Here is a 10361-nt window from a genome sequence, read left to right as displayed (position 1 = left end):
TTTTCATGTTCCGTTGCTGACCGATATCGCGAGGCGGCGCGCACCACGCACGGGGCGGGCGGCAGGCACTGATTCGCGGCTTCCAGCAGCATTGACAGGGAATACGGTCCGGGACTGCAAAAGGTCATCAAAATGTCATAATTGGCGCACCGCCTTGGCGCCCCGCCTTGGTGCCCCGCCTTGGCGCGCCAAGGCGGGACTCAGCCGAACAGCACGATGCCACCAGGCAAGCGCGTCACGCGCGCGCCATACGCATCCTGGATCAGGGCGATCACGTCTTCGAGGCGGTCGAGCGAAAAACTGGCTTGCACGCGGGTCTGTTTCAGGGTCTCGCCATTGAGGATCAGCTTGCCGGGACGATAGCGGTTCACTTCCGCCACCACCTCGGCCAGGGTGCTTTGTTTAAAAACCAGCAGCCGCTGGCGCCAGGCGCTGACTTCGCTGGCCGCCACCGCGCGCGTGAGGCCGAAATGCTCGGGCCGGTAGCGCAGCTGCTCGCCGGCGGCCAGTTCCGCATCGTTGCCTGCCTGCATCACGCGCAAGCGGCCCGCCAGGCAGGTCACGCACACTTCCTGGCCGAACAGCCGGATATTGAAGCGCGCGCTGCCGGCCGACACGCTGCCGTCGCCCGCCTGCACGCGCAGGCGCGCCGCGCCGCGCGGGCCGGCCTGGAATTCCGCCTCGCCGGCCAGCAGCACCAGCGCCGCCGTGCCGTCCTGCACGGGCGCCGCATCGAGGCGCGTCTGCGTATTCATCTGCACCTGCACGCCGCCGTCGAGCGCCAGCGCGCGCTGCTCGCCCGTGCCGGTGGCGTAGTCGGCGGCCAGGCCCGCCATGGCCGGCCACAGGTCCGTGGGCGGACGCAGCACCAGCAAGCCCAGCGAAGCGGCCACTGCGCCGCCCAGCCAGGCGCGCCGCGCCACGTTCACGGGCGCCTGCGCCCGCTTGACGGCGCGCGCGGCCGGCGCCATCGCGCCCCACACGGCGCGCGCCTCGGCAAAGGCATTGGCATGCCTGCGGCTGCGCGCGCACCAGTGGCGGAACACTTGCGCGTCGCGCTCCGTCACCTGGCCCGAGGCCAGCCGCACCACCCATGCCTGCGCTTCCTGTTCGATGACACCCATGTCGTCTTCCGCTTGTTCAGTCATGATGTTTAGACGTTTTTCCGGCCCCGGGACCGAAGCGTTGGATGAAATCGCGGCCCATGCGCGCGCAGCAATGTTCCAGGCCGGCGCGCAATTCCTTCTCCACCGTGCGGGCGGAAATGCCGAAGCGCTCGGCGATGTCGCGGTGCGGCAACTGGTCGACGCGGGCGGCGATGACGATGGCGCGCCGGCGTTTCGGCAACTCCTGCAAGGCCCGTTCCAGCTCCTCGATTTCGGCGCGCGCGCTGAAGGTGCGGGCCGGATCGGCCAGCTCGTCGGCCATCTCGTACAGATCGTCGATATCGGGCAGGCTGAGCAGGCGTGCATTGTCGCGTCGTTGATCTTCCGCAATATTGATGGCGATGCGCATCAAATACGCGGACGGATAGCTGATCGCCTCGGGCGCGTTCATCTTTTCCACCCGCAAATACGTTTCATGCAGCGCGTCGTTGGCCAGGTCTTCCGAGCCCAGGCGGCGCTGCAGGTGGCGGCGAAACTGTCCGTAGCGTTCCAGGAACAGCTTGCGCAAGGTGGTTTTCAACAATTCCGGCATGGTCAAGGCACCCCGGCCACGGCCAGATACGGCGCGCAATCGGCGCCGGGGTCGGGCCGCGGCGTCAGCAGGATCGTCAGCGGCTGCGGCAAGCCCATGGGTGGCGCACCGTCCATCAGCAGGCTGCGCAGGCGCTGCACCACGGCGTTGTCGCGCTGCGCCACGCCGCTCGCTTCTAGCACATGCACGGCGCGCACCTTGCCCCGCTCGTCAAGCCACAGCTGGAAGGCCAGGCGGTAGCGGCCGAAGGCGTCCGGATGCAAGCGGCACAGCGCGCGCGTGAGCGAGCGCTGCAGGACGGCCGCATAGCCCTGCAGCGGCGGCGCGGCTGGGGCGGCGACCGGTGCAGGCGCCGGCGCCGCGGGGGCGTCGGCCAGCGCCAGAAGGGTGAAGGCATTGCTGCCGCTGAAGCGCGCGCCCAGCTGCGTGCCTGCCAGCAGGCGCTGCAGCGCTTCGGCCGGCGTGTAGTCGCCGCGCACGGGCGCCGCCGTGCGCCCCGCCGCCAGTTGGCTGCTGACCAGCACGGAATAGCCGGTCACTTCGCCGAACGCCACCAGGGCCGCGTCGAGCGGCTGCGCGGGCAAGTCGAAGCGCACGGTGGCCGGCGTGCCGGCGTCATTGCCGGCCGCGCCCGCCGCCGGGCGCATGAATGTCATGAATGTCATCAACAAACAAGCGGACAGGGCCAGGGCGTTGCCTGTTGCGGTGCGGCGGTGAGTTCGTGTCATTTTCCAGGGAAATCAACGAGAGCCTGCGTATGAAGTGTCTTGACTGCAATGTTTCAAGCAGAATGGCAAGATGGTAGCTTCATAAAATGACAACTGCATGACATGGGTCACATAGTTGGCGGGCTGGCGTGTCATCACTGCGACATATGACTTTGCTATGCTGGCAGCCTGTCCACCCCATATCGGGAGCCGCCATGACGCGTCTGTTGCTGACTCTTTTTCTGACCTGTGCCGCCCTGCCCCTGCACGCGGCCGACAACACCGTCGTCGTGAAAGCGGCCGCGCCGGAGACGGGCTGCGTGGAAGTGGAGGTCGCGGGCAAGCGCGAGCAATCGATGTCTTGCCTCAGCGAAAAATTACTGCCGCCAGCCAGCGCCGCAGCCAGGCGTCCGCCCGCCCTGTCGGGCGCCGAAGCGACCGTGCTGCGGCCATCGAACCAGCTGGGCCTGTACAACCGCGCCGCCCTCGAACACCGCATGGGCAATGCCTTTGGCAAATCCGTCACGCCGCAGCGCCCGCCGGCGCCGCCGCCGGCCAGCCCGCTGCTGCCGCCCCGCTGACGCTGTTGTCAACGCACAGTCCATTTGCGCTGTCAAGATTGCGCAATCGCGCCGATTGCGTATCATTCCAGGCTTGATCGCTCTGGAAACAACCATGCTGCCCACTATCGAACAACGCCTTGCCCTTGAACTTGCCGCCAAACCGGTGCAGGTTGCCGCCGCCATCGAACTGCTCGACGAAGGCGCCACCGTGCCCTTCATCGCCCGTTACCGCAAGGAAGCGACCGGCGGCCTCGACGATATCCAGCTGCGCCTGCTCGAAGAGCGCTTGCGCTACCTGCGCGAGCTGGAAGAGCGGCGCGCCGCCATCGTCGCCTCGATCACGGAACAGAACAAGATGACGCCCGCGCTGCTGGACGCCGTCATGCACGCGGAAGACAAGACGCGGCTGGAAGACTTGTATCTGCCGTACAAGCAGAAGCGCCGCACGAAGGCGCAGATCGCCATCGAAGCGGGCCTGATGCCGCTGGCCGACGGCTTGCTGGAGAACCCGGAACTGACGCCGGAAACGGAAGCGGGCAAGTTCCTGCGCGAGGCGTTTACCAGTGCCGACGGGAATAATCCGGGCGTGGCCGACACCAAGGCGGCCCTCGACGGCGCGCGCCAGATCCTGATGGAGCGCTTCGCCGAAGACGCAACGCTGCTGCAAACCCTGCGCGAATACGTGCAGGAACACGGCATCGTCGAATCGAAAGTGGTGGAAGGCAAGCAGGACGAAGGCGAAAAATTCGCCGATTATTTCGATTACTCGGAAACCATTTCCACAGTGCCATCGCACCGCGCCCTGGCCCTGCTGCGCGGCCGCCGCGAGGGCATCCTCGACGTCACCCTGCGCCTGGACACGGAAGCGGAAAAACCGAAATGGGACGCGCCGCACAACCCGTGCGAAGGCCGCATCGCCGCCCGCTTCGGCATCAAGCAGCAAGGCCGCCCGGCCGACAAATGGCTGGCGGACACGGCGCGCTGGACCTGGCGCGTGAAAAGCTTCATGCACCTGGAAACGGAACTGATGGGCGCGCTGCGCGAACGCTCGGAACTTGATGCGATCAACGTCTTTGCCACCAATCTGAAAGCGCTGCTGCTGGCCGCGCCGGCCGGCCAGCGCGCCACCATGGGCCTCGATCCCGGCCTGCGCACGGGCGTCAAGGTCGCCGTCGTCGATGCCACCGGTAAAGTGGTCGACACGGCCGTGATCTACCCGCACCAGCCGAAGAACGACTGGGACGGCTCCCTGCACACCTTGGGCCGTCTTGCCGCCAAGCACAATGTGTCTCTGATCTCGATTGGCAACGGCACCGCCTCGCGCGAAACGGACAAGCTGGCGCAAGACCTGATCAAGCAGCATCCGGAAGCGAAGATGACGAAGATCGTCGTCTCGGAAGCGGGCGCGTCGGTATATTCGGCGTCCGAATTCGCCTCGAAGGAGTTGCCGGACATGGATGTGTCCTTGCGCGGCGCCGTGTCGATCGCGCGCCGCCTGCAAGACCCGCTGGCCGAACTGGTCAAGATTGACCCGAAATCGATCGGCGTGGGCCAGTACCAGCATGATGTCAGTCAAAGCCAGCTGGCCCGCTCGCTCGATGCCGTGGTGGAAGATTGCGTGAATGCCGTGGGCGTGGACGTCAACACGGCGTCCGCCCCCCTGCTGGCGCGCGTCTCCGGCCTGTCGGCCAGCGTGGCGCAAAGCATCGTCACCTACCGCGACATGAAGGGCGCGTTCACCTCGCGCGCGGCGTTAAAGGCCGTGCCGCGCCTGGGCGACAAGACCTATGAACAGGCGGCCGGCTTCCTGCGCGTGATGGGCGGCGAGAACCCGCTGGACGCCTCGGCCGTCCACCCGGAATCGTACCCGCTGGTGGAAAAGATTTTGGCCGACATCAAGAAGGACATCAAGGCCGTCATCGGTGAAACGGCGCTGCTGAAAACCCTGAGCCCCGCAAAATACGCGGATGACACCTTCGGCGTGCCGACCATCTCCGACATTCTGAAGGAACTGGAAAAGCCGGGCCGCGATCCGCGTCCGGAGTTCACCACCGCCACCTTCAAGGAAGGCGTGGAAGAAATCCGCGACTTGCGTCCGGACATGATTTTAGAAGGCGTGGTCACCAACGTGGCCGCCTTTGGCGCCTTCGTCGACATCGGCGTGCACCAGGATGGCCTCGTGCACATCTCGGCCCTGTCGAACACGTTTGTGAAAGACCCGCACACGGTGGTCAAGGCGGGGCAAGTCGTGCGCGTGAAAGTGCTGGAAGTCGACGAGAAGCGCAAGCGCATCGCGCTGACCATGCGCCTGACGGACAGCGCGCCGCAGGCCGGCAGCAAGCCCGAGCAGCGTGGCGACCGCAACGACCGCCGCAGCATGGCGCAGCACCAGTCGCAGTCGCGCAACGCGCCCGAGCCGGCCGGCAGCATGGCCGCCGCCTTCGCCAAGCTGCGCGGCTAAGCCCATGGCCGCCAGGCATGACCTTGTCATCCTGGCGGTGGACGCCGCCGGCCCCGATGCGCAGTTGCTGCTCGACGAATTATCGGCAGCCTTGCTGCGTATCAATGGCGACAGCGGCCGCTCCTCCTTCGACGTGGAGGCGGCAATGCCGCGCGGCGGCTTTTATCTGGCCCGCGATGCCAGCGGCGCCCTGCTCGGCTGCGCCGCCCTGCGGCCGCTGGGCGAGCCGGACAGTTCCATAGGCGAACTCAAGCGCATGTATGCGCGCCCCGGCAGCACAGGCGTGGGCGCGGCCCTGCTGGCCCATGTGGAGGCGCAGGCGCGTACACATGGCTACCAGGCCCTGCATTTGTCCACGCGCGTGGCGAATACCCGCGCCGCGGCGTTTTATGCCCGGCATGGCTATGTGCCGGTCCTTGCCTGGGGCAAATACGTGGGCGCGGCGCAATCGACCTGCCTGGGCAAGCAGTTATTCGTCACAACGAGCCTCAACGTGGCTGACTTGCCCGATTTATGACTTGAGCGCATACCCGTGCCGGCGTTTTCTTATAAAATGACGGCATCTATTTATTTACCCATCAGAGGCAGCTATGAGCGACGTACAAACCTGGATCAAAGAAACCGTGACGAACACGCCAGTCGTGCTGTTCATGAAGGGCACGGCCCAGTTCCCGCAGTGCGGCTTTTCCGGCCGCGCCATCCAGATCCTGAAAGCATGCGGCGTGGAAAACATCGCTACCGTCAACGTGCTGGATGACCCGGAAGTGCGCCAGGGCATCAAGGATTACTCGAACTGGCCAACCATTCCGCAGCTGTATGTCAAAGGCGAATTCATCGGTGGTTCCGATATCATGAATGAAATGTTTGAATCGGGCGAGCTGAAGTCCCTGCTCGATGCCTGATAGCCAATCGCAGCGGCCGCGCCGTATCGTCGTGGCCATCACGGGCGCCACGGGCGCCGTGTATGGCTTGCGGCTGCTGCAAGTGCTCGGCGCCACTCCCGGCGTCGAGACGCATCTGGTCCTGTCCGATGCCGCTGTTTTGACCCTGCACCAGGAAACGGGCGTGGGGCGCAAGGAAATCGAAGCGCAGGCGCACGTGGTGCACAAGCTGCGCGACATCGGCGCCTCGATCGCCAGCGGCTCGTTTCAATCGGATGGCATGGTCGTCGCGCCGTGCTCGATGAAGACCCTGGCGGCCGTCGCGCATGGCTTGTCCGACAATCTGATCACGCGGGCCGCCGACGTGGTGCTCAAGGAGCGCCGCCGCCTGATCCTGATGGTGCGCGAAACGCCGTTCAACCTGGCGCACCTGCGCAATATGACGGCCGTCACCGAAATGGGCGGCATCATCTTCCCGCCCTTGCCCAGCTTTTATCACCACCCACAGAGCATTGCGGACATGGTCGACCATACGGTGGCGCGCGTCATCGACCTGCTCGGCATCGAGCATAGCCTGGCGCCACGGTGGAATGGTTTGAAGTCCGCTGGCGACACCCCTATCCTCTAGTTGGCGTCACGAATTAACTGGCATCACGATGCCTGACAAAAGCGTAGCGAGCGGAAGGAAGAGGTGGTCGAGAAGCGCAACCGTACTGTAGTACGCTGAGCATCACAGACTACCTATGCCGACGCGCAGCAGCTTTGGTCAGGCATCCCTCACCTCTTGTCGAACTGGTGGGCACTGGCCTGCTTCAAATCCCTGGCCTCTTCCACCATCCGGCGGTGGGCGATCCGTTTGCGCATCACTTCCGCATGCTGCGCGGCAGTCATGGGGGGCACGGTCATCAAGTCCTTCAGCTGCGCGGTATTGCTGTAGTTACTTTTCATAAGACGGCTCAAATGCTCGGCTCCGTAGTGGATGAACTGGCTGCTTCTGCTGTGATTATGCGCTGGTATTGGCCGCTGCGCCGCTGCGGGCGGGATTATTGTCAAATAATTCCGCTGCAGCGCAACATGCGAGGTCTTATTGTGCGGCAAAATCATGTCTCCAGTATGACTCTGCGCAAATAAAAGAACATAAGATGCGCCGCCAGCGAAAAGCGGACGGCGCCGGCCTGAAGAGGCCAGAATGATTACTTTTGGTAGTTGACTCTGACCAGCATGCGAATAAATTCACGCGCGATTTGACGATGATGTTCATCTAATCTTTGCAAATCGGCAATTAATTTCACATCGGCGGACTCAAAACGCGACAAGGCGCTGCCCGCTTCGCCATTCGGCGTGGCGCTTTCCGGGCCGCCAAAGCGCAACCATTCCGCAGGCACGCCCAGCCATTGGGCAATCATGCGCAATTTCTCTTGCGTGGGAATTGCTTCACCTACCAACCATTTCCTAGCAGCATGCACGGTAATCGGGCGCCCGTCGAAACGGATATTGAATTCCCGGGCCAGTCTGGTCGGGCTGTCTGGAGAATAATGGGCGTTTTTGAGAGCCAACTGAAGTCGCTGGCTGAAGCTTTCGCGTTCGTTAGAAGAATTCATAGGTGTACTATTTCATGTTGTAACATGAAAGTCAGTTTCTTGAATGACCATACAGATTGTTACATTTGAAAAATGCATTAATTAACAATTAACACTCCGGCAGGGCTTTTCAGGTGAAAAACTGCGCCGAATTTTCTCTTGTGATCCTGCGTGGCTTCGGGTCAAATTCGCGGCTGGCCTTGATTTTCGCACTGCAGCACGATTCAAAGCCTCGGTTTGGCACTACAACGTACGGTATCGGATAATGCCCTCGTCTACCGATTCGCGCAATGCCCGTGTAATACAATTTCTCGTAGACAAAGTTTTCAGAAGGGCCATTTTGTTTTCAATATAGAAACATAAATGTCGGCGTTCCCATAGTGAAACGTTGTTTTTCGGTCGTTCTCATTGGCAAGTGTTGGCGCCAAAAAATTTTACTGCCATCGACGTGAAAAAAATGTCGCCATTACGCCAAGAAAGCTCTTTTTGGTGTCATGTTGGCCACCAACTCTCGATCTTAAGCGCGTTTGTGGGCGACGAATCAATTTATTTTCAGTAATTGTTGCCTTATTCGCCAAATTGCCCCGTCTACGCCTTCTTTTGTTGCAGCACGGGCAGGGCACGCTACAATAGTATTGACGTTGACGTAAACGGCACCTTGCCCCCTCTTACCGCCCAGCCCCCATCCAGCCACCGACCATCCATGCACCTGACACCGCCCGCAACAATGACAACCTATACCATCACCGAACTGGCGCGGGAATTCGACATCACGGCGCGCGCCATCCGTTTCTATGAAGACCAGGGCTTGCTCAGTCCGAAACGCGAAGGTGCGGGCGGACGCAACCGCGTCTACACGCCGCGCGACCGCACCCGCCTGAAGCTGACCCTGCGCGGCAAGCGCCTGGGCCTGGCCCTGTCGGAAATCAAGAGCCTGGTCGACATGTACGAGTCGCCGAAGGACACGCGCGCGCAGATGGACCGCTTCCTGGGCGTGCTGGCGCAGCACCGGCAGACGCTGGAGCAGCAGCGCATCGATATCGAAATGGCGCTGGCGGAAATCAGTTCGCACGAAGAAGCGTGCGCGCGCATGCTGGCGGACTTGAACCTTGATCAGGCGCAAACAAACTGAGTGGCCACGCGGCAGCCGCAGGCCGCACACGCATCACTTTACGTTTACGTAAACGTCACAACTGAGTATCATAGCTTCACTGACCCGGCACCCATGAGCGCCACACTTATAACGACGAGGACGACATGCTCCATCTCCCAGGCTTGACCTTTGACCACGGCGAAGACATCGCCTCCCTGCGCGAAGCGATCCAACAATTTGCCGCCGCCGAAATCGCGCCGCGCGCGGCCGAGATCGACCGCACCGACCAGTTCCCCATGGACCTGTGGCGCAAGATGGGCGACATGGGCTTGCTTGGCATCACCGTCAGCGAAGAATACGGCGGCGCCGGCATGGGCTACCTGGCGCACATCATCGCCATGGAAGAAATCTCGCGCGCCTCGGCCTCCGTCGGCCTGTCCTACGGCGCCCACTCGAACCTGTGCGTCAACCAGATCAAGCGCAACGGCACGGCCGAGCAAAAGGCCAAGTACCTGCCGAAACTGATCACGGGCGAGCACATCGGCGCCCTGGCCATGTCCGAGCCGAACGCCGGCTCGGACGTCGTCAGCATGAAGCTGCGCGCCGATTTCAAGGGCGACCGCTGGGTCTTGAACGGCACCAAGATGTGGATCACCAACGGCCCCGACGCGGACGTGCTGGTGGTGTACGCGAAGAACGACCTGGAAGCGGGCCCGCGCGGCATGACGGCTTTCCTGATCGAAAAGAATTTCAAGGGTTTTTCCATCGCGCAAAAACTCGACAAGCTGGGCATGCGCGGCTCGCACACGGGCGAACTGGTGTTCCAGGATTGCGAAGTGCCGGCCGAAAACGTGCTGGGCGGCCTGGGCAAGGGCGTCAACGTGCTGATGTCGGGCCTCGATTTCGAGCGCACCGTGCTGTCAGGCGGCCCGCTGGGCATCATGCAGGCCTGCATGGACCTGGTCGTGCCCTACGTGCATGACCGCAAGCAGTTCGGCCAGCCCATCGGCGAATTCCAGTTGATGCAAGGCAAACTGGCCGATATGTATTCGACCATGATGGCGTGCAAGGCCTATGTGTACGCCGTGGGCCAGGCTTGCGACCGCGCCACCACGCCGGAAGCCGTGCGCCAGCTGCGCAAGGACGCAGCCGGCGCTATTCTGTATAGTGCGGAGAAGGCGACCTGGATGGCCGGCGAGGCGATCCAGGCCCTGGGCGGCAACGGCTACATCAACGAGTTTCCCGCCGGCCGCCTGTGGCGCGACGCCAAGCTGTACGAAATCGGCGCCGGGACCAGCGAAATCCGCCGCATGCTGATCGGCCGAGAGTTGTTTGCCGAAACCAAGTAAGCGCGGCTGCGCGGATATCGACTGGGTGA

Annotated in this window: 12 protein-coding genes; 7 read left to right on the top strand and 5 right to left on the bottom strand. The window is 62.9% G+C overall.

The window, feature by feature from the left end:
* Positions 1-200: 200 nt before the first annotated feature.
* From AC07VI_RS20600 to AC07VI_RS20590, 3 genes are read right to left on the bottom strand one after another with little or no spacing between them, the layout of a single operon-like run.
* Complete coding sequence (locus AC07VI_RS20600; RefSeq protein WP_099375461.1) at positions 201-1148, bottom strand: FecR family protein; 948 nt, start codon at positions 1146-1148, stop codon at positions 201-203.
* Positions 1141-1698 (bottom strand): RNA polymerase sigma factor, encoded by a 558-nt coding sequence (locus AC07VI_RS20595; protein ID WP_086148570.1) that lies wholly within the window; start codon positions 1696-1698, stop codon positions 1141-1143. The genes AC07VI_RS20600 and AC07VI_RS20595 overlap by 8 nt, the downstream gene beginning before the upstream one ends.
* 2 nt (positions 1699-1700) lie before the next feature.
* Positions 1701-2354 carry a secretin and TonB N-terminal domain-containing protein gene (locus AC07VI_RS20590; protein ID WP_193068928.1) on the bottom strand — a complete coding sequence of 218 codons (654 nt, stop codon included), beginning with the start codon at positions 2352-2354 and terminating at the stop codon, positions 1701-1703.
* A 266-nt stretch (positions 2355-2620) separates the two neighbouring features.
* Between AC07VI_RS20590 and AC07VI_RS20585 the strand changes: the two genes are divergently transcribed.
* From AC07VI_RS20585 to AC07VI_RS20565, 5 genes are all read left to right on the top strand, one after another.
* The gene (locus AC07VI_RS20585) at positions 2621-2986 is read left to right on the top strand and encodes a hypothetical protein (RefSeq protein ID WP_099375459.1); all 366 of its coding nucleotides are present in this window, start codon (positions 2621-2623) and stop codon (positions 2984-2986) included.
* A 94-nt stretch (positions 2987-3080) separates the two neighbouring features.
* On the top strand, positions 3081-5429 hold the full coding sequence (locus AC07VI_RS20580; RefSeq protein WP_086148082.1) for a Tex family protein: 2349 nt from the start codon (positions 3081-3083) through the stop codon (positions 5427-5429).
* Between the two features lie 4 nt (positions 5430-5433).
* Positions 5434-5946, top strand: coding sequence for a GNAT family N-acetyltransferase (locus AC07VI_RS20575; RefSeq protein WP_492991891.1), 513 nt, complete (start codon positions 5434-5436; stop codon positions 5944-5946).
* A gap of 73 nt (positions 5947-6019) precedes the next feature.
* Positions 6020-6331, top strand: coding sequence for a Grx4 family monothiol glutaredoxin (grxD, locus tag AC07VI_RS20570; RefSeq protein ID WP_034753766.1), 312 nt, complete (start codon positions 6020-6022; stop codon positions 6329-6331).
* A complete protein-coding gene (locus AC07VI_RS20565) occupies positions 6324-6938 on the top strand; it encodes a UbiX family flavin prenyltransferase (RefSeq protein ID WP_492991893.1) in 615 nt (204 codons plus the stop codon). The genes grxD and AC07VI_RS20565 overlap by 8 nt, the downstream gene beginning before the upstream one ends.
* 149 nt (positions 6939-7087) lie before the next feature.
* Here the strand turns inward: AC07VI_RS20565 and AC07VI_RS20560 are convergent, their stop codons facing one another.
* Both AC07VI_RS20560 and AC07VI_RS20555 read right to left on the bottom strand, forming a co-directional pair.
* Entirely contained in the window at positions 7088-7414 is a 327-nt protein-coding gene (locus AC07VI_RS20560) for a hypothetical protein (protein WP_086148085.1), read from the bottom strand.
* An 89-nt stretch (positions 7415-7503) separates the two neighbouring features.
* Positions 7504-7911 carry a hypothetical protein gene (locus AC07VI_RS20555; RefSeq protein WP_034753756.1) on the bottom strand — a complete coding sequence of 136 codons (408 nt, stop codon included), beginning with the start codon at positions 7909-7911 and terminating at the stop codon, positions 7504-7506.
* A gap of 706 nt (positions 7912-8617) precedes the next feature.
* Here AC07VI_RS20555 and AC07VI_RS20550 point away from each other — a divergent pair.
* Together AC07VI_RS20550 and AC07VI_RS20545 are read left to right on the top strand one after the other, a co-directional pair.
* Entirely contained in the window at positions 8618-9022 is a 405-nt protein-coding gene (locus AC07VI_RS20550; protein WP_086148086.1) for a MerR family transcriptional regulator, read from the top strand.
* Positions 9023-9147: 125 nt separating this feature from the next.
* Positions 9148-10332, top strand: a complete 1185-nt coding sequence (locus AC07VI_RS20545; RefSeq protein ID WP_077398251.1) for an isovaleryl-CoA dehydrogenase — start codon at positions 9148-9150, stop codon at positions 10330-10332.
* The last annotated feature ends 29 nt before the right edge of the window (positions 10333-10361 follow it).

It is taken from the genome of Janthinobacterium sp. GW821-FHT03A03, from assembly GCF_059421435.1.
Note: the sequence above shows the minus strand (reverse complement) of the source record. Positions and strands in the feature narration are given on the sequence as shown.

What these genes read in the sequence shown, in the direction of transcription:
- AC07VI_RS20600 (WP_099375461.1), bottom strand. Translation starts at nt 1,148, where the DNA reads ATGACTGAACAAGCGGAAGACGACATGGGTGTCATCGAACAGGAAGCG.
- AC07VI_RS20595 (WP_086148570.1), bottom strand. Translation starts at nt 1,698, where the DNA reads ATGCCGGAATTGTTGAAAACCACCTTGCGCAAGCTGTTCCTGGAACGC.
- AC07VI_RS20590 (WP_193068928.1), bottom strand. Translation starts at nt 2,354, where the DNA reads ATGACATTCATGCGCCCGGCGGCGGGCGCGGCCGGCAATGACGCCGGC.
- AC07VI_RS20585 (WP_099375459.1), top strand. Translation starts at nt 2,621, where the DNA reads ATGACGCGTCTGTTGCTGACTCTTTTTCTGACCTGTGCCGCCCTGCCC.
- AC07VI_RS20580 (WP_086148082.1), top strand. Translation starts at nt 3,081, where the DNA reads ATGCTGCCCACTATCGAACAACGCCTTGCCCTTGAACTTGCCGCCAAA.
- AC07VI_RS20575 (WP_492991891.1), top strand. Translation starts at nt 5,434, where the DNA reads ATGGCCGCCAGGCATGACCTTGTCATCCTGGCGGTGGACGCCGCCGGC.
- grxD (WP_034753766.1), top strand. Translation starts at nt 6,020, where the DNA reads ATGAGCGACGTACAAACCTGGATCAAAGAAACCGTGACGAACACGCCA.
- AC07VI_RS20565 (WP_492991893.1), top strand. Translation starts at nt 6,324, where the DNA reads ATGCCTGATAGCCAATCGCAGCGGCCGCGCCGTATCGTCGTGGCCATC.
- AC07VI_RS20560 (WP_086148085.1), bottom strand. Translation starts at nt 7,414, where the DNA reads ATGATTTTGCCGCACAATAAGACCTCGCATGTTGCGCTGCAGCGGAAT.
- AC07VI_RS20555 (WP_034753756.1), bottom strand. Translation starts at nt 7,911, where the DNA reads ATGAATTCTTCTAACGAACGCGAAAGCTTCAGCCAGCGACTTCAGTTG.
- AC07VI_RS20550 (WP_086148086.1), top strand. Translation starts at nt 8,618, where the DNA reads ATGACAACCTATACCATCACCGAACTGGCGCGGGAATTCGACATCACG.
- AC07VI_RS20545 (WP_077398251.1), top strand. Translation starts at nt 9,148, where the DNA reads ATGCTCCATCTCCCAGGCTTGACCTTTGACCACGGCGAAGACATCGCC.